The organism is Pontibacter virosus (genome assembly GCF_003096355.1).
Taxonomy (GTDB): domain Bacteria; phylum Bacteroidota; class Bacteroidia; order Cytophagales; family Hymenobacteraceae; genus Pontibacter; species Pontibacter virosus.
Genome location: NZ_QEKI01000009.1, coordinates 26,232 through 51,363, shown reverse-complemented (window position 1 = coordinate 51,363; position 25,132 = coordinate 26,232). Strand labels below are relative to the sequence as shown.

25 protein-coding genes are annotated in these 25,132 nt (G+C 50.1%); 10 read left to right on the top strand and 15 right to left on the bottom strand.

The genetic code is table 11. The features are described from left to right. Positions 1-36: 36 nt before the first annotated feature. Positions 37-882, bottom strand: a complete 846-nt coding sequence (locus C8E01_RS13850) for a phosphatase PAP2 family protein (RefSeq protein WP_243409579.1) — start codon at positions 880-882, stop codon at positions 37-39. Positions 883-1,033: 151 nt separating this feature from the next. Further along, complete coding sequence (locus C8E01_RS13845; protein ID WP_116544046.1) at positions 1,034-2,239, bottom strand: NADH-quinone oxidoreductase subunit D; 1,206 nt, start codon at positions 2,237-2,239, stop codon at positions 1,034-1,036. A 256-nt stretch (positions 2,240-2,495) separates the two neighbouring features. Between C8E01_RS13845 and C8E01_RS13840 the strand changes: the two genes are divergently transcribed. From C8E01_RS13840 to C8E01_RS13830, 3 genes are all read left to right on the top strand, one after another. After that, positions 2,496-3,386 (top strand): carboxypeptidase-like regulatory domain-containing protein, encoded by an 891-nt coding sequence (locus C8E01_RS13840; protein WP_243409578.1) that lies wholly within the window; start codon positions 2,496-2,498, stop codon positions 3,384-3,386. 101 nt (positions 3,387-3,487) lie between these two features. Next, positions 3,488-4,171 carry a 2'-5' RNA ligase family protein gene (locus C8E01_RS13835; protein ID WP_116544044.1) on the top strand — a complete coding sequence of 228 codons (684 nt, stop codon included), beginning with the start codon at positions 3,488-3,490 and terminating at the stop codon, positions 4,169-4,171. A 41-nt stretch (positions 4,172-4,212) separates the two neighbouring features. After that, positions 4,213-4,665: a GNAT family N-acetyltransferase gene (locus C8E01_RS13830; RefSeq protein WP_116544043.1), complete on the top strand. Its 453-nt coding sequence runs from the start codon at positions 4,213-4,215 to the stop codon at positions 4,663-4,665. 5 nt (positions 4,666-4,670) lie between these two features. On the opposite strand, the gene C8E01_RS13825 is transcribed toward C8E01_RS13830, so the two are convergent. From C8E01_RS13825 to C8E01_RS13815, 3 genes are all read right to left on the bottom strand, one after another. Then, a complete protein-coding gene (locus C8E01_RS13825) occupies positions 4,671-5,273 on the bottom strand; it encodes an NADH-quinone oxidoreductase subunit C (protein WP_116544042.1) in 603 nt (200 codons plus the stop codon). A 196-nt stretch (positions 5,274-5,469) separates the two neighbouring features. Continuing rightward, a complete protein-coding gene (gene nuoB, locus C8E01_RS13820; protein ID WP_116544041.1) occupies positions 5,470-5,994 on the bottom strand; it encodes an NADH-quinone oxidoreductase subunit NuoB in 525 nt (174 codons plus the stop codon). Positions 5,995-6,085: 91 nt separating this feature from the next. Continuing rightward, positions 6,086-6,580 carry an NADH-quinone oxidoreductase subunit A gene (locus tag C8E01_RS13815; RefSeq protein ID WP_116544040.1) on the bottom strand — a complete coding sequence of 165 codons (495 nt, stop codon included), beginning with the start codon at positions 6,578-6,580 and terminating at the stop codon, positions 6,086-6,088. A 200-nt stretch (positions 6,581-6,780) separates the two neighbouring features. Between C8E01_RS13815 and C8E01_RS13810 the strand changes: the two genes are divergently transcribed. Then, the gene (locus tag C8E01_RS13810) at positions 6,781-8,196 is read left to right on the top strand and encodes a thioredoxin-like domain-containing protein (RefSeq protein WP_116544039.1); all 1,416 of its coding nucleotides are present in this window, start codon (positions 6,781-6,783) and stop codon (positions 8,194-8,196) included. 126 nt (positions 8,197-8,322) lie between these two features. On the opposite strand, the gene C8E01_RS13805 is transcribed toward C8E01_RS13810, so the two are convergent. Continuing rightward, entirely contained in the window at positions 8,323-8,955 is a 633-nt protein-coding gene (locus tag C8E01_RS13805; RefSeq protein ID WP_116544038.1) for a YczE/YyaS/YitT family protein, read from the bottom strand. Between the two features lie 187 nt (positions 8,956-9,142). Between C8E01_RS13805 and C8E01_RS13800 the strand changes: the two genes are divergently transcribed. Next, positions 9,143-9,799, top strand: coding sequence for a hypothetical protein (locus C8E01_RS13800; protein WP_116544037.1), 657 nt, complete (start codon positions 9,143-9,145; stop codon positions 9,797-9,799). A 29-nt stretch (positions 9,800-9,828) separates the two neighbouring features. Next, positions 9,829-10,509, top strand: coding sequence for a hypothetical protein (locus C8E01_RS13795; protein WP_116544036.1), 681 nt, complete (start codon positions 9,829-9,831; stop codon positions 10,507-10,509). 27 nt (positions 10,510-10,536) lie between these two features. On the opposite strand, the gene C8E01_RS13790 is transcribed toward C8E01_RS13795, so the two are convergent. The 4 genes from C8E01_RS13790 to C8E01_RS13775 all read right to left on the bottom strand — a co-directional run bounded on the left by C8E01_RS13790 (position 10,537) and on the right by C8E01_RS13775 (position 13,494). After that, a complete protein-coding gene (locus C8E01_RS13790; protein ID WP_243409577.1) occupies positions 10,537-11,094 on the bottom strand; it encodes a DinB family protein in 558 nt (185 codons plus the stop codon). An 86-nt stretch (positions 11,095-11,180) separates the two neighbouring features. After that, entirely contained in the window at positions 11,181-11,732 is a 552-nt protein-coding gene (locus C8E01_RS13785; protein WP_116544034.1) for a Crp/Fnr family transcriptional regulator, read from the bottom strand. 44 nt (positions 11,733-11,776) lie between these two features. Then, entirely contained in the window at positions 11,777-13,129 is a 1,353-nt protein-coding gene (locus C8E01_RS13780; RefSeq protein ID WP_116544033.1) for a hypothetical protein, read from the bottom strand. A gap of 77 nt (positions 13,130-13,206) precedes the next feature. Beyond that, on the bottom strand, positions 13,207-13,494 hold the full coding sequence (locus C8E01_RS13775) for an acylphosphatase (RefSeq protein WP_116544032.1): 288 nt from the start codon (positions 13,492-13,494) through the stop codon (positions 13,207-13,209). Positions 13,495-13,696: 202 nt separating this feature from the next. On the opposite strand from C8E01_RS13775, the gene sdaAA reads away from it, so the two are divergent. The 3 genes from sdaAA (at position 13,697) to C8E01_RS13760 (ending at position 17,558) form a co-directional block, all read left to right on the top strand. Further along, a complete protein-coding gene (sdaAA, locus tag C8E01_RS13770) occupies positions 13,697-14,605 on the top strand; it encodes an L-serine ammonia-lyase, iron-sulfur-dependent, subunit alpha (protein ID WP_116544031.1) in 909 nt (302 codons plus the stop codon). Positions 14,606-14,946: 341 nt separating this feature from the next. Further along, on the top strand, positions 14,947-16,122 hold the full coding sequence (locus tag C8E01_RS13765) for a DUF4407 domain-containing protein (RefSeq protein ID WP_116544030.1): 1,176 nt from the start codon (positions 14,947-14,949) through the stop codon (positions 16,120-16,122). Positions 16,123-16,301: 179 nt separating this feature from the next. Continuing rightward, positions 16,302-17,558: a pyridoxal phosphate-dependent aminotransferase gene (locus C8E01_RS13760; protein ID WP_165820643.1), complete on the top strand. Its 1,257-nt coding sequence runs from the start codon at positions 16,302-16,304 to the stop codon at positions 17,556-17,558. Between the two features lie 87 nt (positions 17,559-17,645). Here the strand turns inward: C8E01_RS13760 and C8E01_RS13755 are convergent, their stop codons facing one another. Then, positions 17,646-18,110, bottom strand: coding sequence for an Lrp/AsnC ligand binding domain-containing protein (locus tag C8E01_RS13755; RefSeq protein WP_116544028.1), 465 nt, complete (start codon positions 18,108-18,110; stop codon positions 17,646-17,648). A gap of 155 nt (positions 18,111-18,265) precedes the next feature. Here C8E01_RS13755 and C8E01_RS13750 point away from each other — a divergent pair, with 155 nt between their 5' ends. Continuing rightward, a complete protein-coding gene (locus C8E01_RS13750; protein ID WP_116544027.1) occupies positions 18,266-19,219 on the top strand; it encodes an asparagine synthetase A in 954 nt (317 codons plus the stop codon). Positions 19,220-19,989: 770 nt separating this feature from the next. On the opposite strand, the gene C8E01_RS13745 is transcribed toward C8E01_RS13750, so the two are convergent. From C8E01_RS13745 to C8E01_RS13730, 4 genes are all read right to left on the bottom strand, one after another. Continuing rightward, entirely contained in the window at positions 19,990-21,366 is a 1,377-nt protein-coding gene (locus C8E01_RS13745; protein WP_116544026.1) for a LutB/LldF family L-lactate oxidation iron-sulfur protein, read from the bottom strand. Between the two features lie 149 nt (positions 21,367-21,515). Next, positions 21,516-23,168 (bottom strand): M28 family peptidase, encoded by a 1,653-nt coding sequence (locus C8E01_RS13740; protein WP_116544025.1) that lies wholly within the window; start codon positions 23,166-23,168, stop codon positions 21,516-21,518. A gap of 34 nt (positions 23,169-23,202) precedes the next feature. Beyond that, complete coding sequence (ispF, locus tag C8E01_RS13735) at positions 23,203-23,688, bottom strand: 2-C-methyl-D-erythritol 2,4-cyclodiphosphate synthase (protein ID WP_116544024.1); 486 nt, start codon at positions 23,686-23,688, stop codon at positions 23,203-23,205. Positions 23,689-23,893: 205 nt separating this feature from the next. Beyond that, entirely contained in the window at positions 23,894-24,994 is a 1,101-nt protein-coding gene (locus C8E01_RS13730; protein WP_116544023.1) for an alkene reductase, read from the bottom strand. Positions 24,995-25,132 lie beyond the last annotated feature (138 nt).

The following is a 25,132-nucleotide window of genomic DNA, read 5'->3' as shown; positions in this document are numbered from 1 at the left end:
AGCGCCAGGCTATACCTTGCGTGAAATTATTGGGTATTAAAAGGTAAGAGACATTGCCATACCCATCTGCCCGTTAGGCAATACAATAGGGTACATGGCCGTGTTCAAACCACCTCCCTGGGTGAGTTTAGCCTGTACCCAGTAAACAGTGTTCACGGATATTATACCTACGCCAGCGCCAGCTAGCACATCAGAAAGCCAGTGCGCATCGTTCAGCACACGCAGCACACCAGTGCCGCCGGCTATACCATAACTCACTACGCTCACCCAGGGGCTCTTGTGCCGGAACTCCTTGTCCATGAAAGTGGCAATGGTGAACGCATAGGCCGTGTGGCCTGATGGGAAGGCATAAGGTTTGCCATTCGGACGATCTCTGTCTGTCAGTTTCTTGGTAGGCCAAACGATAGCCGATGCAAGTGCGCCGGAGGAAAGGAGCAGTACCGTCTGACGCCCGAGTTCGTGCCTGTTCTGCGACGATATGATGTTGAATCCATACAACCCCACCAGCGGTGCCAGCATGGCAAAGTCATCGGCATTGGTAGCAAACTTAGGGAAGACTTTGTGTCTGTAGTTAAAGACATCGTCGCTGCTCAAAATACCGCGTCCTCCTATCGTATAGATTCCGGCACCAATAAGCACAGCAGCAGGTATAACCGCCCGCTTGAGATAGCGTTTGTTGTCGCCCTCTAGTCGCTGCGATTCTGTAAAAGGCCTTTTCTGGCCGGGAAGTATCGTGTCGGCGGGAAGTGCGAAGAAATCAGCACCCACAGTCCGGAGTGTGTCCGCCTTCTGTTTCGGGTGCTTCTGTACCTGCGCCATGGCTGTGGCAGGCCCGAATAGTATGCTAAGCCACAGAAAATGTATCGTTAACAGCTGGTTCAATCTTATATGCATGCTACAGGAAATTCGTCTGACTCTCAAAGTGCAACAAAAGGCACTTCAGTCATTTTTAACGATTACAATTGCCATGAGTTTTAAGAGGAAGCTACAATGTATTCCATAGTATAGGCACCAGTCAGAAGTCGCAGGTGCTTTACCTGTCCACCTCACCCAGCACAATATCCACAGAGCCCACAATGGCAATAAGGTCGGCCACCATGCAGCCACGGCTGATTTCGGGCAGTACGGACAGGTTCACAAAACTTGGGGCGCGGCCGTGGCAGCGGAAAGGCACGTCGCTGCGGTCGGTGGTGCGGAAGAAGTAACCCAGCTCGCCACGAGGTGTTTCGCCCCGGAAGTAGAGCTCCTGCGTGCCGGTCATGCGCAGCTTCTTGGGGCAGGCCGCCTGCGGATCGAAATCGGGGGTGCGCTTGTGCTCACCCAGCAGCCTGTCGAGGCACTGGCTGATGATCTTGACAGACTCCCGGCACTCGAGCGCCCGCACATAGTTACGGTCCCAGCAGTCGCCGGTGGTGCCCATGATGCCTTCGCCGATGGGCACGTCAAACTCCAGTTCAGGGTACACACTATATCCATCGACGCGGCGCAGGTCGTGGCGCAGGCCGGAGCCACGAAGCATCGGGCCGGAGCAGCCGTAGTTGATAGCCACATCTAGCGGCAGTACCCCCACGTTGGCGGTGCGGTCGATGAAGATCTTGTTGGTGAGCAGGATGGTGTCGAGCTCGTCGAGCTTAGGCTTTAGGTAGTGAATGAATTCCCGGCAGCGCTCCTCAAAGCCGATGGGCAGGTCGTAGTACAATCCACCCACCCAGATATAGTTATACAGCATGCGGGCGCCGGAAGTCCACTCGAGCAGGCGCTGGATGTGCTCCCTATCGCGCAGCAGCCACAGGAAAGGGGTGAAAGCCCCGATGTCGATGGCATAAGTGCCAATGGCCAGGAAGTGCGAGGCCAGTCGGTTGAGCTCCGTTACCAGCACCCGGATGTACTCTACCCGCTTGGGAATCTGGTCTGTTATACCTAATAACTTCTCCACGCCCATGCACCACACGTGCTCCGAGTTCATGGCGGCCAGGTAGTCCATGCGGTCCACGTAGGGGATGGTCTGGTTGTAGGCCATGCTCTCGGCATGCTTCTCGAAACAGCGGTGCAGGTACCCGATGTGTGGCGCCACCTCCTGCACGATCTCCCCGTCTGTCACCACCTCCAGGCGCAGTACACCGTGCGTACTCGGGTGCTGGGGCCCCATGTTCACGATCATCTCGCCCGCCCGCAGGTGTTCCAGGCTGAACTTGTTCGGCTCCGACTGCAGCAGGTATTCTTTGTGCGTGGTAGACAAGGGGGAGATTTAGTTGAGAGTTAAAAGTTATGAGTTGAGCAAAGTTCGGAAAAATGGGGGAATTATGGAGGGGTTTTGTTTTGAGGGCAGATTTTAGGAGAAAAGCAGGTATAGTTAGGTCGCTATATAGTATATTCGGTAATCCAGTTACAGTTATCTGCCAAAAACGATAAATAACGGGATGTTTATTCTGTTTATACATGAGTTAGGCTATACTTTAAGAAAGAATAGAAGAGTGCAAAAGACCATTCTCCTAATGCTGATATTACTATTCACCATTGGTGAGGTCTTAAGCCAATCAGTTGTGCATGGAACTGTCATTTCCAAACTTGACAAACTGCCATTGCCAGGTGCAAGTATTCAAGAAAAGGGAAGAGAGAACGGTACAGCAACCGCATCAGATGGAAGATTCTCTCTTGAAGTCGGCGACCCAAATGCGATTTTAATAGTCTCTTTCATTGGGTATATTCAACAGGAAGTACGCTTAAAAGGACGAGACAGTATTCAGGTAGAACTAAAATCTAGTTGTTTTAAAGACTTCTTCGACCATCAATTGGTGGGCATTCATTTGATGACTGGAATTATAAATAATCCTTTTGGTGCAGGAATAGATTTATCCCTCCCAGCATTTTATCGGGATTTGACTCTGAAAGGAGGAGTAGAGATTCAGTCAAACTTTGATAAAAATAAGGTTAGCAATGCTCAAATTGAGCTGAAACACATATTAGTAACCTGTAACTTTGACTTAGACGCAAAGTGGCATCATAGAAGAGTTGAACTGAAACAGGGTTTTAGCTCGGATGCAAACTCTTGGGAGGCAAGCTTTAACTTTAGCAGACCATTCCTGAATATAGGCGAACTAAGGTTAATTGCTGGGTACGGCAGGCTCAACTTTAATAAAAATGATATGGATGGCAGCCAATCCTCATCAGGGCCTTTAGTTGGTTTGGGAACATCAATAGGTGAACTTTTAAGACTTTCTGTAACTGGCAAAGCAGCTATATACAGGGATAAGGTAGAGTACCAAGGGGAGCTTAGCAGGCAATTCAACAAAATAAATACCTTCGCCAGATTTTATAGCTTTGACTCATTTACAGAGTTTAGCTTGGGAGCAGGGGTAAACTTTGGCTACAGGCTTAAGAAGTAGAAACAGCAAAGCACAACAAAACTTATACGGCAGCTACACAGCCGTATAGCCCAACACGTTCAACTTCATAGCTCAACCTAGTTACTACAAAGATTAGCTGCATGCATCTACAAGAACACTATGATCAACTTTATGAGGATTCTATCCGCAGGATTAAATCAGATGCTTATCAAGTAGACGAGTTAATTGATTCTGCAAGTGACAACAGATTTGGGATAACCCTTTTGTTACGGCCAGATGATGCGGTAAAAGCAGAGATCCAAAAGTTGCTTTCGAAACTGAAGCTGCTTGAGCCACACCAGTATTTTTACCGGGATTCGGATCTACATGTGACAGTAATGTCGATCATTTCATGCTATGATGGATTTAAGCTCAGCCAGATCCGGATTGAGGATTACATAGAAACGATTAAGGAAAGCATCAACGGCGTGGGGCCATTTAAGATTGAATTCAGAGGACTGACGGCGTCTCCATCTTGCTTGATGGTGCAAGGTTTTTTAGAAGACAATACGCTCAGCCAGCTTCGGGATAACTTGAGGGATAACTTCCAAAACTCAGGCTTGGAACAGTCCATTGACAAAAGATACGCCATACAAACAGCCCACGCGACGATAGTCAGACTAAGGGAAAAGCTCAGGAATAAGGATGAATTTCTAAGCTTAGTAGGAGCGTACAGAAACCACTGTTTTGGCACCTTCAAAGTCAATGCGCTCGTGTTGGTGTACAATGACTGGTACCAACGGAAGGAGCATGTGCAGACATTACACAAATTTGAATTGAAGTAAAGCGCAGCCTTTCATGGCCTGAAGTAAACACCCACCAACTCATGCTATACCTGAAAAGAACCGATTCGGACGACCCTGACTTTGTGGCCTTAGTAAAACTGCTCGATGCAGATCTTGCTATTCGGGACGGAGAAGAGCATGCCTTTTATGCGCAGTACAATAAGATCGACAAGATAAAGCATGTGGTGCTGGCGTACGAGAACGGAAAAGCGCTCGGCTGTGGTGCGATCAAAGAATACGAGCCGGGCACAGTGGAAGTGAAGCGCATGTATGTGCAGCCAGCCGGAAGAGGCCAAGGTATAGCCAGCCAGGTACTGGCTGAACTAGAAGCATGGGCATGCGAACTCTCTTTTGAAAAATGTATCCTGGAAACCGGGTTGAAGCAGCCCGAAGCCATCGGGCTCTATAAAAAGAACGGCTATCAGCTAATCCCGAATTATGGACAGTATGCTGGTGTGGAGAATAGTGTGTGCTTTGAGAAGGAGCTTCACTAAATCTCTTACGATACCTCTGGCTTCTCTCGTTTATCCGTAAACGGATCTTCCTGTGAGATTAGCTTGATAGGCTCACCCCGGAAACCGCTGTTTTCGTTGTGCTGGTCGTAGGGTACCTTGATGCCGTGGTAATAGTCCTGTAGTTGGTAGTCTTTGCGGAGCGGGTGACCTTCCCAGTCGGCGGCGCAGAGGATGCGGCGCATGTCGGGGTGGTCTTTGAAGAGGATGCCCACCAGGTCGAAGATCTCGCGCTCCTGCCAGTCAGCGGTGCGCCAGATATGGCTCACGGTCGGCACGACAGGTATAGGAGTCTTGGGTGTATTGTTGCGCGATACGATCACTTTGAGCATCAGGTGGTGGTCGTAAGGGATAGAGTAGAGGTTATACACCACTTCCATGGTGCCGGTTTCGCGACCATTGTCTATACCTGTCACGCTGGAGAGAAAGTCGAAATAAGTCGCTTCGTTGTCATGCAGCTCGAGGCACACCTCCGCCAGGCGCTCTGTCTGAAGCACCAGGTAGGGCTGTAGGTTGTCGGTGTGCTCGGCGGCAATCACCTGAGCACCAAACTGCGTTGCTATCAAATCTCTTAGCTCTCCGAAGGTCATGTTAATTTTTGATTGAGTGATGGAGTGGATGAGTGATTAATAATGATTAATGACGAATGAATTTTTAATGACCAATTGTTTTAAGCGACTGGGTTTTGCTGATCATCCGGCTTTGATGGATTATGACTCATTCCTGATTCTTCACTATTCATTTTCACCTCTTCATTAGTCTTTTCTGCCTCCTCATTATTCATTCTTAATTCGTCATTCTTCTTGCCATGATTTGTTGCACGGCTCTTGGGTCGCGGATGGTCTCCTGGCGGATGATCTCCTGCAGACGCAGGAAGCCACCGATCAGTGCCTCCGGTCTTGGCGGACAGCCGGGCACGTACACGTCTACCGGTATAATGCGGTCCACGCCCTTCACCACATGGTAGCCGTGCTCCCAGTAAGGGCCGCCGCAGTTGGAGCAGCTGCCCATCGAGATCACGTAGCGCGGTTCCGGCATCTGTTCGTAGAGACGGCGCACACGGTCGGCCATCTTAAAGGTCACGGTACCGGCCACGATCATTACATCCGACTGACGAGGCGAGGCACGGGGTATAATGCCGAAGCGGTCGAGGTCGTAGCCGGAAGCGTAAGCCCCCATCATCTCGATGGCGCAGCAGGCCAGACCGAAACCCATCGGGAACAGCGAGGTCAGTCGCGCCCAATTGAGCAGATCGTCCAGTTTGGTGATGATCACACCGCCTTCTCCCGTCTTGTCCTGTGGAATGTTCAATGGGTAATAATTAATGGTTAATGACTAGTGAATAATGATCAATGCGTGGTGAATTAAGCCCTATCACACATTAAGAATCACTGACAACTATTTACTGCTTGTTGTTAAGTGTTCTTCGCTGTTCGTTTACGCGCTGGTATACCTCCTTAGGTATACGGGAGCGGCTTTGCGGCACCACGGGCTTGGGTCTGATCCAGTCGAGGTGGCCTTTTACCCAGGCATAGGCCAGGCCCAGCGCCAGCACACCGATAAAGATGAACATCTCGATCAGGGCAAACCAACCCCATACGCCGTCAGTCGCTTCGATCAGGTCGCGGCGGCCGAACACCGTGGCCCACGGAAACAGGAAGGCGAGCTCCACATCAAAAATGATGAAGATAAGTGCCACCACATAAAACCGCGGGTTGAACTGCACCCATGAGTTGCCGATCGGCTCTTCGCCCGACTCGTAGGTGGTTAGCTTCTCGGGGTTGGGTCGGCTGGGGCGGATAAGCCGGGCGGCAAACAGACCGATCACCACGAAGATGGCTCCCCCGATCAGGAAGAGCAGGATGGTTCCGAAGTCTGAAAGGTAGGTTTCCTCCATAGCGCCGCAGCAGTTTTACACAAATTTACGATAAAATAACTTCTTGGCATAAGCGCTGTTTTGGCTGCAGGCAAAGGCCACGCGCAGGTATAGCAGGGCGGCTACAGCGCACATACCCAAAAGCTCCCTGCCCGCGTTATACAAACAACCTTTCCCGATCTATACCTGTACGAGATAATCCATACTAAACGAAATCGAAAATGCTCACCGGACGCGTCAACGCACCAGAGATCAACACCCCGCACGGCTGGCTCAACACCGACCGGAGCTGGTCTATCAAAGACTTTAGAGGCAAGATCGTGTTGCTGGACTTCTGGACACTAGGCTGCATCAACTGTCAGCACATCGTGCCGGACCTGAACCGGCTCGAGGAAGAATTTGCCGATGTGCTGGTGGTACTCGGTATACACTCTGCTAAGTTCGACGCAGAGAAGCAGACCGAAACCATCCGGCAGGCTATTCAGAAATTTGGGATAGAACATCCGGTAGTAAATGATGCCGACTACGCCATCTGGAACCAGTATGGTATAAAGGCCTGGCCAACGACAGTGCTGATAGATCCGAATGGGAAAGTAGTAGGGCAGCATGCCGGAGAAGGCGTATACGACACGGTGCGACCTTACATCCAGCGAATGAAAGAGGAATTTATAGACGAGCTCAACCAAACGCCTATACCTGTGCAGCCGGAGGAGCTATCCGAGACTAATGTCCTGTCCTTCCCCTCCAAGCTGATCAGCGACTCAGAAGGCAATTTATACCTGTCCGACAGCGGGCACAACCGCATCCTGAAGCTGAACCAACAGGGGCAGGTGCTGGAGGTAATCGGAAGTGGGGAGCGTGGATTCGACAATGGCGGCTATGCCGATACTACCTTCAACGAGCCGCACGGATTGGCCTTGCACGGTGATGTACTCTATGTGGCCGACACAAAAAATAACGCCATCCGCAAAGTAGACCTGCAGCACCGGATGGTCAGTACAGCCGCCGGCACCGGCGAACTGGAGTACTACTTCCACGACGACAAGCGCAGCGAACCCGTGAACCCCAACAGTCCCTGGGACCTGCTCATACACGGCAAAAGCATGTTCATCGCCAATGCCGGCAACCACCAGATTCTGCGCATGGACCTGGAAACCGAGCAGGTATACCGTTTTGCCGGAAGCGGTCGCGAAGCCCTCACTGACGGCCTGTTGGACGAAGCTGCCTTCAATCAGCCCAGCGGACTTTCCCTCCGGGGCGAGGTGCTCTACGTAGCCGACGCCGAAGCCAGCGCCATTCGTACCGTCAACCTCAAAACAGGCATGGTGCTCACCCCCCTCGGCCGCGGACTTTTTGATTTTGGGGACGTGGATGGCCATGTAGACGATGCCCTGCTGCAGCACTGCGTCGGGCTGGAGGTGATCGACAGTGACGTATACATCGCCGACACCTACAACGGCAAGATCAAAGTGCTCGACATGGAGCGCCACCGCGTGCGCACCCTCACGGCTGGCCTGCACGAACCCAACGACCTGCTATACCTGAACGGCCGCCTCTGGGTCACCAGCACCAACAGCCACCAGCTCTTCCAGATCGATCTGCACACGGGAGAGAAAGAAGAAGTGAAAGTGGTCTAAGTTAGAAAGTTTGGGAGTTAGAAAATTAGTGCTTGTAGCGACGTTACACTGTAACGTTGTTTCCTATTGGAGCATTTGCAGGGACAGGTAGAAGCTGTCCGAGTCTTGCACAGACAATACATTAGGCTATACCTTTACCCTAACTTCAGCCTCGATCAGGTTATTCCGCATTCGCTGGAAGAAGCGGAGCGTGACCTGGAAGATCGGGCTCATGATGAAGGTATAGAAGAAAGTGGCGATGAAGATCGGGCCGCCTAGCAAATAGCCTATACCCAGGATCACGCACTCCACCACAATGCGGGTGCGACTCACAGACGCGTTCAACCGCTCTGACAAAGCCAACATAAAACCGTCGCGCGGACCAGCGCCCACACCGCCTGCTACATAGAGTCCACCAGCAATACCTGCAATAATGACCGAAGCGGCCAGGTTCAGGTAGTCGAGCGAGGTGTTGGTTGCCGAAGGCAGGATGTCGAGCCAAAGGAACATGTCCATGAATGGTCCGACAAGCATGGCATTGAGAAAAGTGCCTATGTTGATATATTTACGGTTAATAAACCAAGAGATAGCCACAAAAAACAGTCCCACCATCACGCTCCAGGTACCTATCGTAAAGCCCAGGTGTTGAAAAAGGGCCACATTCAGCACCTCCCAGGGGTGCAGACCCAGGTATTTCACCTTCACGGCAATAGCATTGGCAAAGCCGAACAAAAGCAATCCAAGAAAGAAAAAACTATAGCTAACTACTTTTTCACGCATGGTCAGTCAGCCCTTTTCAAACCGGGGGCCGGGTTAGAACAAAATCGGGCGCAAGAAAGTTAAAATCGGCCGTATTTTACGCTTACTGTCTAAAAAATCAGCCCATAAGAGATATTGCCCGACAAGGGGTGCAATATTACATAATTGATAAAAAATGATTATATTCACCCATAAAACGCGTGTGTCCATGAACCTGAGAACAACTTTAAAGCTTACCTTTTTGGCATTCTTTATAAGCACTGCGGCAGCATCAGCACAGGGGCTTATGTCTGACTTTATGGGTCGTCCGGTTTTTGAGAAGCGCTACACCGATATCAAAGGCACGCCCTACCTCTTCGAAGATTGGGTTGAAGGCTCTGTGAAGCTGAAAAGCGGCAAGGCGTTTGATGGCGTGAAGCTGAAATACGATCAGGTAGCGGACGAACTGATGTTTTTGGACCAGGCCGGAAAAGAGATGCTCTTTGTAGAGCCGGTAGTAGAGTTTACTATGGATAAAAAGACATTCCGCATAGGCTATCCTGCCACGGACGGCGCCTCGCCTGAGTCTTACTACGAAGTGCTGGTAGAGGGCAAAACCGAACTGCTGAAGCGCACGAGCAAAAAGGTGATCGAGGAAGCCGCCTACAACGCAGCGACCAAAGTAAAGACGATCCGCTCAAATGAGTCTTACTACGTTACAGCCTCTAACCTGAGTCTTACCAAGGTAAAGAAAGACAAAAAATCACTACTGGCTGCTTTACCTGACAAAAGCGCTGAGCTGGAAGCTTACGTGAAATCAAATCGCCTGGACCTGAGGCAGGAACAGGACATGGCCAAACTGATAGCCTACTATAACAGCCTGTGATCTTATTTTTAACTTAAAACAAACGCCCTATGAAAGCTCTCGTCTTACGATTCGGTTTAATGATGCTGGTCGGTTGCTGCTTTAGCCTGCAGGCGAGCGCGCAGTTCACGCATACCAACGACATGGAGGCCCGTCCGGTGCATGAGTACAACACCATCACGATGATAGGCTCGCCATACGTGTACAAAGACTGGGCGAAAGGCTCGCTGACGCTTAAAAACGGCACGGTATACCAAGGCATCGATCTGATGTATGACCAGGTGAAGGACGCCATCATCTTCAAGACCAAGAACGGAGACGTGAAGGAGCTGCTGGAGCCGGTGCAGGAGTTTAAGATCGGGTACATTGAAAACAACCAGCCGGTGGAACGCACCTTCCGCTCAGGGTATAGCGGCGACGGGGTGCCTGCCAAGGCTTTTATGGAAGTGCTGGCCGACGGACAAGTCGTGCTCCTGAAGCGTACCTCCAAAAAGATTTTCGACCGCAAGCACTACAGCTCGGCCACCATCGACAGAGAGGTGCAGGAAAGCGATGACTACTACATTGCCGTGGGCGACAAGGCGGTGAAAGTGAAGAAATCGAAGAGCTCCCTGCTGGCTGCCATACCGGATAAGAAAGACTACCTGGAGACCTATATCAAGTCCAATGCGCTGAACCTGCGCGACGACAGCGACATGGCCAAACTGGTGGCTTACTATAACTCGCTGTAAGCCTTCATAAAGCTTGTTGACAATATTTTAAGCAACTGCCTGGTTAACGGGTAGCTGCTTTTTTACATTTAGGGCCTGCTGCAGATGCCGCTCCTGGTGCAGTGCCACAAACTCCAGCGTTTCCCCGATGTACAGCTTCAGCAGCTTGAAGAACTCCACAGGTATAGCCTTTTTGTTCAGGTTGGCACCTTTGGCTTTGTCGAGGAGTTGCAGCAGTTCGGTCTGATGATCCAGAAACTCCTCTAGTGCCTGCCGGCCCAACTGGCTATTATTGGGGTTCATGTGCTTCACGGTTTTGCTCTTTTTGCCATTTCCCGGTCGCACCATGTCCAGCGACTTTTTGCCCAGCCAGCTATACCTGATCGTTTGCTCAAGTTCGCCACCGGAATTAGCCGCGATGGCCTTTGCCAGAACCGAGTTGTAGTAACGGCTATACCTGTTCAAGTGCTCCAGGCACTCCAATATGCTCCAGCTATCCGGAGCAGGTTTGTAGTTGAGAAGAGAGAGCTCCAGCGGCACAAAAGCGGATATAGCGGTGTGCTTCTGGTTTTCGACGGTGCGGGAGATTTGGTTTAAGGTATTCATAGCGTTCATCGTTTTATAGTGTACGCATCAAAGGTATAGCATGGCCTATCTCCAATCCTTGACGGGCATCAAGATTTACGAAGCGGCTATTTGATCCGGCTCAGCGTTTCGGGCGACATGCGCAGGTATGAGGCAATGTACTTTTTGGGAATGTGCTGGAACAGGTGCGGGCTCCGCTGCATGACGCGCTGCAGTCGTTGCTCCGGTTCGGACAACAGCAAATCCACTTCCCGCTCTATCTTACCAACCAGCGCCTTTTCGAGTTGCTCGTACCAAAAGTGTTTGATATTCGGCCGCTCTTCCATCAGACGTATAAAATCGGCTTTGCTTATACCTAGCAGTTCACTTTTCCTGAGGGCCTGTATGTAGTAGTCGGAAGGTTTGCCATCGACAAAAGACGGAAATGACACCAGCAAGGTATGCGGATAACCGAAGCCCACACAGATCTCTTCGTCAGGTAGCGGGTAGTAAATGCGCAGCGCCCCGCTCGTTACCAGGTATAGCCCCTGCTCCACCTGCCCCTGCCGTATCAGGAAATCATACCGGTTCAGCTGCACCTTCTTCTTCCACAGCGGCAGGAAAGCAGCTATGTCTTCGGGGGAGAGGTAGGGGATTTGATTGAGGAGTGAGAGGAGCATGAGAGCTAGCTGCAATTCAAAGATTCTATATTTCCCTTAACCTGCTAGCCAATAGGCTCTATATCCTCTATATTTTCTTTGCTTTCTTCAAGTTGCTTTTTTAACTCTTTTATCTCTTCAAGTACATCGGTAAGCTTCTTAGGCTTAGGTTCAACATAGGCAAATTCTTCACCAAAAATATTGTGAAATTTATCTTTAAAAATTTCAGTTTTCCTAAACTCTTTAAATAAAGGCCATTCCCTGTATGAAGATTTTGTAATGTGGTCATTAGAAGGACCTATATTTAGCATTAGATTTCCAGCACGCTCATAATCCTCTTTTAATACTACTGTGGCTAACTTATATTTATCACTAGTAGCTGACCAATCATGTTTATCTATTACTTTTATAGCTTCAGCCTTTTTGCCAGATAAGTAAAATGCTAGTGATTTGTTAATTTGATAAATACATGTTGTTTCTTGGTCATGATGCTTTTTAAGCACATCGGTAGCAAAATTTAACAGATTAAGAGATAACTTATAATGCCCCTTTAGTAATAACTGATAACTTATATCAATAAGATGTTTATCTGCATTTTCGATATCATTCGGTTGCAGCTTCCTCCATAAGACATGACCAAGTTTGACTCCAATTTCGTATAAAATTTGGTAACATTTCACAAAATAACTCGGGTCAGCGGCTAATTTATCACCTACATTAATATTATCAACATTCTCAATTCCGTTTTCCTTACATGACTGTATATATTGTCTTGATACAACACCATTACAGTGAACAAAAAGATTTCTTCTCTCTGTTATCTCCATGAAATCTTTAAAGCTGGGAAGACCCTCCCTAAGTTTCATAGAAAGTTTCCCTTCTAACCACTTGAACTGTTTAAGGTGACTCTCTCTTAATACTGATTCTACTTCCTTTTCAATAACAAATTCTCTAGCGTCTTCTATTGAATCAAAGTTTAATAACTCTGAAAAGGTAAGATTCTTTTCAGAGGAGTTTAAAAGTTCAGGTTTTACTAAAAATATTGTTCTTATTAATCCACCTAAATAGGCATCATATTGACTTATGAAGGATACAATAAAATTTATGGGAAGGAATTTATAGGCTATCTCTGATGCTTCTAATTTCTCAGTTAAGCTAATGAACTTATTAAGCTCCTCTTCAGGAATTAATATGTTAGTTTCTTCCCCTTCAACACTATTTTCTTCCTCATTAAACTTTTGCTCTTTTAAGAACTGATCGATATGGCGTGACTCTTGAACTAGTTTAATTGAAACCAATTCCATTATCAATGGAACAATCTCAACAAGAGAATCCAGGTGTTTTATATAAATATCTATTTCGTTACCAAATGACGGTTTGATATTTACCGTTGTATCTTCTTTCTGATCAGTTTCCATAGGTATAAAAATATTAAGACTTTTAAATATACCTAATTGAAATGATGAAAAATGGTGATTTACATAAATTTTATCCTTTACCTCCTCTGCTCAAACCGCTCAAACCCTTTCAGCCCCTCCTTCTCCTCTACCTCCACTTTCTCGACCCGCGCACGGTCTGGTCCTTTATGGGCCCATTTCTCCAGTTCTTTCAGCGCTTCGGATTTTCCTTCGGCCTCTAAGTATACAGTGCCGTCAGGTTCGTTTCGCACGAAGCCGTATAGGCCTAGTTCGAGTGCTTTGCCTTGGGTGCTGGCTCTGAAAAATACGCCTTGCACCCGGCCATGTATGCGCATGGCCACACGCTTTATGTCTTTGTTTTCCATCAGGTATAGGTATAGCTCGTCTACTCAGAAAACGGACGTGTCAGGTATAGGTTAGGGTAAACAGCAGCGCTAGCCGGAACAGAACGTTTAGCCCCGGAAGCCGTGTTATCAAATGGAGCGGGAGTCTAGCTGATTCCTGAAATTTAGATTATCTTTAACACGCCCTGGCCTAAGGCGGCAGGGCAGGTATAAGCCATACAATATGTCATTACTATTCAACGATTTTAAGAGCTGGGAAGAGCATTGCGCTAATACCGGCGAACCACTATACCAGCCGGTGCTGGACTACGAAATAGAGCAGAAGGGCCGCACAGAGGAGTTTATCTGGGAGAATATCGCCAAAGCCTACGAGGTGATGAAGGATGCGGTGTATACCGGCCTGACCGAAGACATGACCTCCCGATCAGGTATGGTGAACAACAGCGCCAAGAAAGTGGCCAAGTCGCCGGTAACGGTGCTTTCGCCAGAGTTTCAGATGCTGGTGTCGCGTGCGCTGGGAGCCAAGGAGGTGAACTCCTGCATGGGCCGCGTAGTGGCCGCTCCAACAGCCGGTGCCTCCGGTATACTGCCTGGTACGCTTACTACGCTGCAGGAACTGCACGGACTCGATGACCGCAAAATCCATGAAGGTCTGCTGGTAGCAGCAGGTATAGCCCTGATCATCGAGCAGAATGCTTCGCTGGCCGGAGCCGTGGGCGGTTGTCAGGCTGAGACGGGCAGCGCGGCAGCCATGGCGGCAGGTGCCATTGTGTACTGCCTTGGCGGCAACGTGGAGCAGGTGTTCACGGCAGTAGCCATTACAATCCAGTGTATGCTCGGGCTGGTATGCGATCCGGTGGCGGGACTGGTAGAGGTGCCGTGCATTGTGCGCAACGCCAGCGCGGCCGCTATCGCCTATTCTTCTTCGCAGCTGGCCATTGCCGGTGTGAATGCCGTTATTCCGGTTGACCAGTGCGTGGCGGCCCTCGGCGAAGTAGGCGAGAGCATGGAGCGCAAGTACAAAGAAACTGCCCTCGGCGGACTGGCCAACACACCCCGAGCCCGTGAGATAGAAAAATTCGTGCTGGTGCAGGACGTGGAAATCCTTCCTGACGAAGACGAGAATAGCTAAGGAGTTTAGGAATTTGGGAGTTTAGGAGTTAAAAAGTAAGAAGTTAGCAAGGGGAATGTCCCAGCTAATAATTAGGTATAAGAAAGGCAGTGGCTGTTGAGGTCGCTGCCTTTTTTCGTTTGGGCGGCTGTTGTGGTTTCGCAGCAGTTCAAATGTGGTCTGATAGGTTGGATGAAGCAGCTGAACTGAAACAGGTGCTATCGCCGCCTAAGTGACGGTGTTCATCACATTTTACAGGCAGTTCGTCACATTTTAAAGAGTAAAAGTATTAAAGTCAGTAAGTTAGGCGTTGTTATTGCATGCTGCCTTTGCATCAGTTTTAACCTGTACAGGGAATATACATGAAGAAATTTTTTTGGTGGTGCGCCGGTGCCGACGACACTATTCTTGAAAAGTGCTCTAAGTCGGAGCATATAAAGTATGCCGGTGTCGGCGCGACCGTTCTATTTACAGGTGTGCTGGCCAGTTTATCGGGCGGCTATGCCCTCCACACAGTGTTTGATTCTGTGCCCATGGCCGTGGGCTTTGGTTTGCTGTGGGGAGCCGTCATCTTCAATCTCGACCGCTTTATCGTTTCCACCATCCGCAAAGAAGGCAAGTTTTGGAAAGAGCTGCTGATGGTGACGCCACGTATTTTGCTGGCATTAGTACTGGCCGTAGTTATTTCTAAGCCGTTGGAGCTGAAGATATTCGATAAAGAGATACAGGCCGTCCTGAAAGAAAAGCAGGCTGAGCTCGCTATTCAGCACAAATCATTGGTGAACAAGCAGTTTGCCGAGGTGGACTCTGTGAAATCCGAGATTGCAGGTATACGGGCGGAAATAGAAGCTAAAACACAGGAGCGCAACAAACTCTACGAACAGGTAGCAGCTGAAGCAGACGGAACAGGCGGCACCGGCAAAATAGGCCGAGGCCCTATCTACGAAGAGAAAAAGCGCCAGTACGACAAGGTAGACGAAGAACTCAAGCTGCTGCAAGCCAGTGCCGCTGACAGGATTCTGGTGAAAGAGCAGCGCATTGCCGACCTCATGAAGCAGTACGACAGCACTGTGGCAGAAGGGCAGGAAAGCTTTTCGAACTACGATGGCCTGATGGCCAGAATCGACGCCCTGAATCAGTTGCCGTGGCTACCGGTGTTCTTTATTACGCTGCTGTTCGTGTGCCTCGAAACGGCCCCGATCTTCACCAAGCTGATTACCAGCAAAGGCCCCTATGATGATATCCTGAAAGGGCTGGAGCACGAGCGCACGACGCAGGAAATGCATCGGGTGCAGGAGCGCCAGAAACAGTACGATACCCGCCATGCCGTGGCAGAAGCCAAGTTTGCAGCCCGACAAGAGTTCGAGATCGAAGCCAAGCGTGAAGAAGAGCGCCTGAAGTCTGATGCACACCTCGACGTAGTACGCGAATCAGCCGCTGTATGGCGCGAGCGCAAACTAGCCGATATCAGCCGCAGTCCTAATACCGCCGCCGACATCCTGAATGACGGTGAGGAGAGTAGTTATTACAAGTGGTAATTAAATTCAGAAGAATTCACGCTCTGAATCTAAGTCCTTCATTTAAAATATAATTCCTGTATTCGGAAGCGCCTGCGAGTTGTAGAAATCTTGCAGGCGTTTTTTGTGCCTTGTTTAGGTATAGGCTAGGTAAAAATGCCACATACTTAGTATCTTGTTGCGTACTAAATTACAGGCGCATGAACGTTTCAAAAATGGCCCAGAACCTCATCGGCTCCGAGATCATCAAACTCGCCGGTGAAGTAAACGCTATGATTGCCAAAGGCGAGCAAATCTGCAACCTTACCATCGGCGACTTCGATCCAAAGATCTTTCCTATACCTGGCGAACTGCGGGCTGGCATTGCCGAGGCTTACGCCGAAGGGCATACCAATTACCCACCTGCCAATGGAGTAGCCGTGCTCCGCAAAGCAGTAGCTGACTTCACCCGCGACCGGCTTGGCCTGACCTACTCCGAAAATGATATTCTGGTAGCTGGCGGTTCTCGTCCGCTTATCTATGCCACCTACCTGGCCCTTGTAGACCCAGGTGACAAAGTGGTATTCCCGACGCCGTCGTGGAACAACAACCACTACTGCCACCTCTCCAGCGCAACGCCTGTGATGGTGGAGACCAATCCGGACAACAACTTCATGCCGACTGCTGCCGATGTAGCCTCCAGCCTGAAGGGCGCGACCCTACTGGCGCTTTGCTCGCCGCTCAACCCGACGGGCACGATGTTCTCCAAAAAAGACCTCGAGGATATTTGCGATCTGGTAATAGCCGAGAACAAAAGCCGCGGTGCAGGCGAGAAGCCGCTTTATATTCTTTATGACCAGATTTACTGGATGCTGACCTTCGGTGATCACCAGCACTATGACCCGGTGAACCTGCGCCCCGAACTGCGTGACTATACTATTTACATCGACGGCACCTCCAAATGCTTCGCCGCGACCGGTGTGCGGGTTGGCTACGCTTTCGGTCCGACGGTGGTGATCGACAAAATGAAGGCGATACTGGGGCACGTAGGCGCCTGGGCACCGAAAGCCGAGCAAATGGCGACTGCCCGCTTCCTGCATCAGACCGATGCCGTGGATGTATTCCTGGACGAGTTCAAGCACAATGTGCGCGAGAGCCTGGACATGCTCTACCACGCTTTCAAAGACCTGAAAAACGAAGGGTATAACGTAGATGCCATCGAGCCGATGGGTGCCATTTACCTTTCCGCCAAACTCGACCTGGCCGGCAAAACCACACCATCAGGCCAGGTGCTGCAAACCAGTAAAGACATCAGCTTCTACATGCTCGAAGAAGCCAAACTAGCTGTTGTTCCCTTCTCTGCTTTCGGTTCCGATCCATCGCTAGGCTGGTTCCGCCTGTCGGTGGGCGGTGCTTCGCTGGAAAGTATCAAAGATTCGTTAGGCAGGTTGAGAGAAGCATTAAAGAAGTTGAGATAAGGTATAGCTGAATACAAGTGTAGCAAAACATAAAGCCCAGATAAACATAAAGCCGCTTCAGATCAGTTCGAAGCGGCTTTGCTATACCTACTCTACCCCCACCGAAATCTGCCGCGTAATACTTTCCTCCAGCGAGATAAACGTTTCGGTGCGGTGCACCCCCGCTATACCTTGCATTTTTTCGTTGAGCACTTCACGCAGGTGTTGCGTGTCGCGGCAGATGATCTTGACGAACATACTGTATTCGCCAGTAGTATAGTGCAGCTCGACAATCTCCGGTATAAGGCGCATCTTCTCTACTACCTCTTTGTAAGCAGAACCCTTCTCCAGAAACACCCCGATAAAGGCACAGATATCGTAGCCTATGGCCGCAGGGTTTATCAGCAACTGTGCGCCCTGCACAATGCCCATCTCCGTCATTTTCTTGAGGCGCACGTGTATTGTGCCGCCCGAAACGCCTAACTCTTTGGCAATATCCGTGTAGGCGCGGTTCACATTCTGCATCAGTAGGTGCAGAATCTGGCGGTCAAGTTTATCAATTTGTGAATCCATTCCCGATTTGTATCCTGTGTTTTAAAAATTAAGCAACAATAGGTGTCTTATATTGATTGTATTTCAACAAAAATAATTAAATGTTAAATAATTTTCAATATATATTGCTGATAATTAAGTTTGTAATACATCAATTTGTTAAAATATAAGATAGAATGGAATTGCAAACACTCACAGAACCGACGGTGCTGGAAGCTACTATGAAGCACCTGAGCCGCCCTTCCCTGCCCAAAGTGCTTAAGGTACAGCAGGGTATCATCCGTGCCACGCACGACTTTATGTTCAAAAAAGGCCTGACGCAGCTGATGCCGCTGATGCTTTCGCCTATCACCGATCCGCTCAACCACGGCGTTGTAGATGCCAGCATCGGATATGCTGACCAGCGCTGGAGCCTTACTAAGTCCATGATTTTCCATAAGCAGCTTGCTTTGGTAAACCCCGAACTGGACAGTCTGTACATCGTATCGCCCAACGTGCGCCTGGAGTTCTCCGACCGTGCCGACACAGGCCGTCACTTATTTGAGTTCACGCAGGTAGACTTCGAGTTCCGTGGCAAAGACCGTTTTTTTGTGATGGAATTTATGGAGGAACTGGTCAACTACATCTTCGCTAGTCTGAACAGAGATATTCCGGAACTTCTGACGGAACTGCGTGGTGAGTTGCTGCCACAGTACGAAAAATGGCCGGTATACCGCACCGAAAAGCTGGAAGCCGCCCTTGGCCCGGACTACGAAGCGATTAAATCGGAGGAGTCGACAGAGCCGTTCTGGCTGATCAACCACAAACGCGAGTTCTACGACAAAGAAGACCCAAGCCGCCGCGGCACTTACCTGAACTACGATGTGATCTGGCCGGAGGGCTTTGGTGAGGGTTTGTCTGGAGCCGAGCGCGAGCATGAGTACAAGCAGATACTGAAGCGGATGGAGGAAGTGGGGACCAGCAAGGAGACGTTCAGGCATTATCTGGAAGTTGCCAAAGCAGGCTTGCTGCCTAAGACAGCTGGTGCAGGTTTCGGTGTGGAGCGTCTGACGCGTTTCATCTGCCGCCTGAAAGATGTGAATGAAGCTACAGTCTTCTCTCGTAAACCATGCACTCCTGCTATTTTTTAAAGGTATAAGGTATGGACGAAGGTAATAATTGCCTGGGAGACCAGGCACACAATGGAACATAAAAGGCCTGCAATTTGATTTTGCAGGCCTTTTGCGTTTATATGGCAAATCCATAGCGCGAGCGTCTACGCTCGTGTCTACTATGATGGGGCCTCTGGCCCCGTTGCTAGGTATGGCTTCTAGGGACTGCTGTTACAGGTATAGTATCCTTTATTTTTTTATAGCTTGCCCTGGCCGGGCGGGCCTTACTTTTTTCCTTGATGAAAAAAGTAAGCAAAAAAATCAAGACGCTCCAAATCGAGGGCCCCTACCCCCACTCGCTGACCGCTCAAACAGTGGAGCGCCGCAAAGTGCACCTGGCTACAGCGATCTGCTTCGTAGCTCAAGGGGCAAGTTAGTCTTGCTATACCTACCAACACTCTTTGCTACAATGCTTATACCTTGCGGGCGGCAGTTACAGATTCCCCGCCTTGGATAAGGAGGGGTTAGGGGTGGTTGGACCCGGTACTTCAAAGGAACTGCTACAGCTACGAAACTTATACCTCCCAATTGGTAGCGGCTGAAATTCCCCTCTGGGGTAGGGGCCCTCTATAAGAGAGGGGTAGGGGTGTATTATAGCAAGGCTTAACCTCCTTTCCACCAAGATCCTTTCAGGATGACAGATGGAGAAGCAGTAGCCCATAGTCCCCCTTGGGGGTAGGGGCCCTCGGCAGAGAAGGGGGCAGGAGGATGACAATCTTATACGAGCATCCTGAAAATCCTGATTCAGATTACTTCCCCTCCCGCTCCTTCCAAAGCTGGTTAAACGACTTAGGTGCTACTTGTAATGGCTCTCTCCGCTTGCTCCATGTATCTTTCAGCACTTGCTTCAGCACAAAATTCTTTACCCCGGCCGGTGCCATATTCAACAGCTTGCGGCTTTTCATGGCTTTTAGCCAAAGCTTAAAGGTGGTACGCTCGCTCTTTTCAGTAAAGCCTTGCTCCACACTCTGGCGGCGGTTGAGCAGCAGCAGGTTGTGGATGTTAATCTTCACCGGGCAAACCGAGGTGCAGGCGCCACAAAGCGAACTGGCAAAGCTCAGGTGCTTGTTCTCGGCCATGCCGTTGTAGTGCGGCGTGATCACCGAACCGATCGGGCCGCTGTAGGTACTCTCGTAGGTATGGCCGCCGATGTTCTTGTATACTGGGCACACATTAAGGCAGGCGCCGCAGCGGATGCAGTTCAGTGCTTCCCGCTTTTCAGGCAGGGCAAGCAGTTCTGTGCGACCGTTGTCGAGCAGCACGACATACATCTCTTCCGGGCCGTCCTTCTCGTTTGGCTGGCGTGGGCCTGTGAAGATGGTATTATAAATCGTCACTTGCTGGCCAGTGCCGCTAGTGCTCAGCAATGGCCAGAATAGGTCCAGGTCCATCACGGAGGGCAATACCTTCTCTATACCTACAATCGCAATGTGCGTCTTCGGGAAAGCGGTGGACAAGCGGCCGTTGCCTTCGTTCTCCGTTACGGCTACACCGCCAATATCAGCCAGGAGGAAGTTACCCCCGGTTATACCTACTTCGGCCTCGGTATACTTGGCGCGAAGCAAGCGGCGGGCGGTAGCTACTAGTTCTTCGGCGCTGTCGGTTGGGGCGATATTTAGCTTCTTTACAAAGAGGTCGGCAATGTCTTTCTTGGACATGTGCATGGCAGGCGTGACGATGTGGTAAGGCCGCTGCTCAGCCAACTGCACAATGTACTCGCCCAAGTCCGTCTCTACGGTCTCAATGCCGTTCTTCTCTAGGAAGTTATTCAAATGAATCTCCTCCGTCGTCATCGATTTCGACTTCACTACCGAACGGGCACGCTTGCGTTTCATGATCTGGCCGATCTCCTTGAGCGCCTCTTCGGCGTTGCGGGCCCAGATCACTTTGCCGCCACGGGCCGTAAAGTTTGACTCAAACTCCATCAGGTACTTGTCCAGGTTGTTGATGGCGTTCGTTTTTATAAAAGAAGCCCTTTCGCGGGCGAGCTCGTGATCACTGTATTGGGTAAGGCCACGCTGCACAGCGGCATTGTACTTGCCGATGTTGAACTTAATGGTGGAGCGGTGGCCCAGATCAAATGATTTTGTTTCGGCGTCCTGCAGAAACTGTTTTAGTCTACTCATAAGTTAAACCCTATGGTCTTTCCTGAAAATGGCTGATTTCAGGAAGTGCTATTAAAAGAAAAACACCCTTAAAGTTAGGGTGTTTTCCTCAAAGCTAATAAAAGCGGATTGTTTTTATGATAAACGGCCGCTCGTGCGGGTTTAGTGTGTTACTTTTTATTGCTGTCCACTACAATGCGGTTGTCGCGGTTGGCCAGCTCCCAGGTCACGTGGAACGCCAGACGAGCAGCTTTCTCAGCTTTCTCGAAAAGAATCTTGTCTACCGTGTCAGTTGCTTTGTGGTAGTCAGCGTGCACACCGTTGAAGTAGAACACGATCGGAATACCGTTTTTGGCGAAGTTATAGTGGTCAGAGCGGTAGTAGAAGCGGTTCGGGTCGTTCTCGTCGTTGAACTTGTAGTCGAGGCGCAGGCCTACGTGCTTCTCGTTCATCTCTTCATTGATCTGGTGCAGTTCAGAAGAAAGCTTGTCGGCACCGATCACGTAAATGTAATTCTGGTCGTTGGTCTTTTCAGCGTCGAAATCCATGCGGCCGATCATGTCGATGTTGATGTTGGCTACTGTGTTCTCAAGCGGGAAAATCGGGTTGTTGGCGTAGTACTCAGAACCCAACAGGCCTTTTTCCTCGGCCGTAACGAGCATAAACAGAATGCTGCGACGTGGACCCATGCCATCTTTCTTCGCCTGCGCAAAAGCCTCAGCCAGTTCTACAACAGCTACTGTACCAGAACCATCGTCGTTAGCGCCGTTGAAGATTTCGCCATCTTCTATACCTACGTGGTCGTAATGAGCCGTAACCACGATCACTTCATCTTTCTTGTCAGTGCCCTCGATGTAGCCCAACACGTTATCAGATGGAAGCGCTGTGCTGTTACGCTCGGTCTTCACTTTTACGTCTTTCACGGCAGTGAACGTACCCGCAGTTGGTTTGCCCGCTTTAGCTACTTCATTGGCGTAGGCCAGCATTTTCTCAGGAGTCGTACCCAGCAAGGCCGCACCTACCTGTGGCGATACCATCATGGCAGCTGTAGCTCCTCCCTGTGTGCCGTTGCCCTTCAGACCGATTGACGGACGCGTCAGGAAATTGCGGTAGCGCTGTGTCATGGTCGTAAACTCACCGGCGTTAGTACCAGTTACTACCAGCACACTCTTGGCACCGCGCTTGGTGGCGGCGTTGCGCTTGGTACGGAAGTCATTGCCCCAGTCAGAAGCCTTTTCAGTACCGCTCACCAGGAACTTGCCGTCGGCGCTTTTCGGCTCACCACCCAGCACCACAACCATTTTGCCTGTCACGTCCAAGTTGGCGTAATCAGAGTAATTGTCAGCATCGATGCCGTAGCCCGCGAACACCACTTCAGCAGTCTGCTCCGTCTGGTATGGCGAAGCGCCCAGCACGAAGAAGTCCTGGCCCATCATGAACTTTTGCTTGCCCACCATCAGGTAGCCTTCGCCCCATTGGCTGCGCTCCAGATTAACCGGCTGATAGTATGGGTTGGCGTTGGTTTTCACTGGACCAACAAGGCCATCTTCTTTAAACTCGCGGGAGATGTACTCAGCCGCCATTTGCAGACCTTTAGAGCCTGTATCGCGCCCTTCGTACTCGTCTGAGGCGATGATGTTGAGGTGCTTGGACAAATCAGCGGCGGTGATAGTGGCCGCATACTTAGGAGCAGCTTCGCGGAGTCTGTCGGCGTCTGCAACAGGTGCCTCAGCGGTGGTGCTGGTTGTGGTAGTAGGCGTCGTAGCGCAACCTGTGGTCAGGAAGGCAGCCAGCGCATACACATAAAACTTGTTATACTTCATGTCTTTGTAAGGTGAAGAAAAGGGTTAGTGATTGTTATTGCTTATAGATGAGTACAGTTGCAAAAGCCGCCACACCTTCTTTTTTACCCACAAAGCCCAGGTGCTCAGTGGTGGTGGCCTTGATAGAAATGTCTTGCTCCGGTATACCCATCACTTTGGCCAGACAAGCTTTCATATCCGGTATATGCGGATTCACTTTCGGCTCCTGCAGGCAGATGGTCGAGTCAATGTTACCGATCTCGTAGCCTTCGCGGGAAAGCAGGTGCATGACTTCTTTGAGCAGGATCTTGCTATCAATGCCCTTATACTGTGGATCTTTGTCGGAGAAGTGGAAACCGATGTCGCGCATGTTGGCGGCACCCAGCAGGGCGTCGCAGATGACGTGTGTCAGCACATCGGCGTCGGAATGGCCTAGTGCGCCGTGCGTGTGCGGAATCTTGATGCCACCGAGCCAGAAATCCAGCCCTTCCTGCAGTTGGTGCACATCGTAGCCGAAGCCCGTTCGTATTTTAAATTTCATAGTGCGTGTTGAAGGTGTAGCGCCTGCCTTGTACGGCAGGTATAAAAAGTAAATATAGTTTCTTTTACGCTTTTGTCATGAATGGGCAGGCGCATTTTTCAAGGGTATAGACTGAAAGCAGAGAGAAAGGTTTAAAAAGCAAGCGCCAGCCACCGGTTAGGGTAGCTGGCGCTTGCCAAACTATATATGAAAAAGCGCCTTTGGCTTAGGCCTTTGCTTCCGCAAGGGAAGGGTAATCGATGTAGCCTTCGGCACCAGGAGAGTAAAATGTGTTTTTGTCGGCTTCCTGCAGTTTTTCATTTTGACGGAAACGCTCCGGAAGGTCTGGGTTGGCGATAAACGGCACTCCAAAAGCCACCATGTCAGCCTCACCCGCCTCAATAACGGCGTTGCCTTTCTCTTGCGTAAAGCCTGCATTGATAATTAGGTTGCCTTTGTAGATCGGACGGTAGCGCTTGGCAATGTTTTGCTCTGCGTAAGGTATAGCGCTTACGTCATTAAAAGGCTCCGACAGGTGCAGGTATGAGAGCTTATAGTTATTCAGCTTTTCGATGATGTAGTCGAACGTCGGGATGGTCTCCTCGTCCAGCGTCATTCCGAAAATGCCATGTAGACTCGGGTTCAGCCGCACACCCACGCGCTCTAGCGGCATCACCTCCTGAATCGCCTCGATCACTTCAAACAGAATGCGGGCTCTGTTTTCTTTGGAGCCACCATACTCATCGGTGCGGGTGTTGGAAGTACCGTTGAAGAACTGGTGCAGCAGGTAGCCGTTGGAGGAGTGAACCTCCACGCCGTCAAAACCGGCGTCTATTGCGTTTTTGGCTGCCGCTTTGTAGTCCTGCACGATCTGCTTGATCTCAGGTATAGTCAGCGCACGAGGTGTTTCTGTGTTCTTGAAGCCCTGAGGCGTGTAAGCCTGCGCATTCGGATTAATGGCAGAGGGTGCCACAGGCAATTCGCCATTATGGAAATCCGGGTGTGACATGCGGCCTACGTGCCACAGCTGCGCGAAGATCTTGCCACCCTTGGCATGCACGGCGTCAGTTACTTTTTTCCAGCCTGCTACCTGCTCTTTGCTGTAAATGCCGGGTGTGTTGATGTAGCCCACAGCCTGCTCCGAGATCTGAGTACCTTCCGAGATGATCAGTCCCGCGCTGGTCCGTTGGCTATAATAAGTTGCCATCAGGTCGTTGGCCACGTTACCTTCATTGGCAGCACGGCTACGCGTCATCGGCGCCATGATCACACGGTTGTTAAGTTCTAGATCCTGTAGTTTTATCGGTTTTAATAATGGTTGTGACATATGATTAATTGTTGATTGTTAAATTGTTGGGTTCATGATTTGGGTAAGTCAGGGATTCCCTAATCCCCGTGCCATGTAAAACGCGGGTTACAAATCCGCAACAGTTAGATTTCGGATTGAGAAATCCGAAATAGCATT

Excerpts from the sequence above, each read along its gene's own strand:
- C8E01_RS13840 (WP_243409578.1), top strand. The coding sequence starts at position 2,496 with ATGCTGATATTACTATTCACCATTGGTGAGGTCTTAAGCCAATCAGTT.
- C8E01_RS13835 (WP_116544044.1), top strand. The coding sequence starts at position 3,488 with ATGCATCTACAAGAACACTATGATCAACTTTATGAGGATTCTATCCGC.
- C8E01_RS13830 (WP_116544043.1), top strand. The coding sequence starts at position 4,213 with ATGCTATACCTGAAAAGAACCGATTCGGACGACCCTGACTTTGTGGCC.
- C8E01_RS13825 (WP_116544042.1), bottom strand. The coding sequence starts at position 5,273 with ATGACCTTCGGAGAGCTAAGAGATTTGATAGCAACGCAGTTTGGTGCT.
- C8E01_RS13815 (WP_116544040.1), bottom strand. The coding sequence starts at position 6,580 with ATGGAGGAAACCTACCTTTCAGACTTCGGAACCATCCTGCTCTTCCTG.
- C8E01_RS13810 (WP_116544039.1), top strand. The coding sequence starts at position 6,781 with ATGCTCACCGGACGCGTCAACGCACCAGAGATCAACACCCCGCACGGC.
- C8E01_RS13805 (WP_116544038.1), bottom strand. The coding sequence starts at position 8,955 with ATGCGTGAAAAAGTAGTTAGCTATAGTTTTTTCTTTCTTGGATTGCTT.
- C8E01_RS13800 (WP_116544037.1), top strand. The coding sequence starts at position 9,143 with ATGAACCTGAGAACAACTTTAAAGCTTACCTTTTTGGCATTCTTTATA.
- C8E01_RS13795 (WP_116544036.1), top strand. The coding sequence starts at position 9,829 with ATGAAAGCTCTCGTCTTACGATTCGGTTTAATGATGCTGGTCGGTTGC.
- C8E01_RS13790 (WP_243409577.1), bottom strand. The coding sequence starts at position 11,094 with ATGAATACCTTAAACCAAATCTCCCGCACCGTCGAAAACCAGAAGCAC.
- C8E01_RS13785 (WP_116544034.1), bottom strand. The coding sequence starts at position 11,732 with ATGCTCCTCTCACTCCTCAATCAAATCCCCTACCTCTCCCCCGAAGAC.
- C8E01_RS13780 (WP_116544033.1), bottom strand. The coding sequence starts at position 13,129 with ATGGAAACTGATCAGAAAGAAGATACAACGGTAAATATCAAACCGTCA.
- C8E01_RS13775 (WP_116544032.1), bottom strand. The coding sequence starts at position 13,494 with ATGGAAAACAAAGACATAAAGCGTGTGGCCATGCGCATACATGGCCGG.
- sdaAA (WP_116544031.1), top strand. The coding sequence starts at position 13,697 with ATGTCATTACTATTCAACGATTTTAAGAGCTGGGAAGAGCATTGCGCT.
- C8E01_RS13765 (WP_116544030.1), top strand. The coding sequence starts at position 14,947 with ATGAAGAAATTTTTTTGGTGGTGCGCCGGTGCCGACGACACTATTCTT.
- C8E01_RS13760 (WP_165820643.1), top strand. The coding sequence starts at position 16,302 with ATGAACGTTTCAAAAATGGCCCAGAACCTCATCGGCTCCGAGATCATC.
- C8E01_RS13755 (WP_116544028.1), bottom strand. The coding sequence starts at position 18,110 with ATGGATTCACAAATTGATAAACTTGACCGCCAGATTCTGCACCTACTG.
- C8E01_RS13750 (WP_116544027.1), top strand. The coding sequence starts at position 18,266 with ATGGAATTGCAAACACTCACAGAACCGACGGTGCTGGAAGCTACTATG.
- C8E01_RS13745 (WP_116544026.1), bottom strand. The coding sequence starts at position 21,366 with ATGAGTAGACTAAAACAGTTTCTGCAGGACGCCGAAACAAAATCATTT.
- C8E01_RS13740 (WP_116544025.1), bottom strand. The coding sequence starts at position 23,168 with ATGAAGTATAACAAGTTTTATGTGTATGCGCTGGCTGCCTTCCTGACC.
- ispF (WP_116544024.1), bottom strand. The coding sequence starts at position 23,688 with ATGAAATTTAAAATACGAACGGGCTTCGGCTACGATGTGCACCAACTG.
- C8E01_RS13730 (WP_116544023.1), bottom strand. The coding sequence starts at position 24,994 with ATGTCACAACCATTATTAAAACCGATAAAACTACAGGATCTAGAACTT.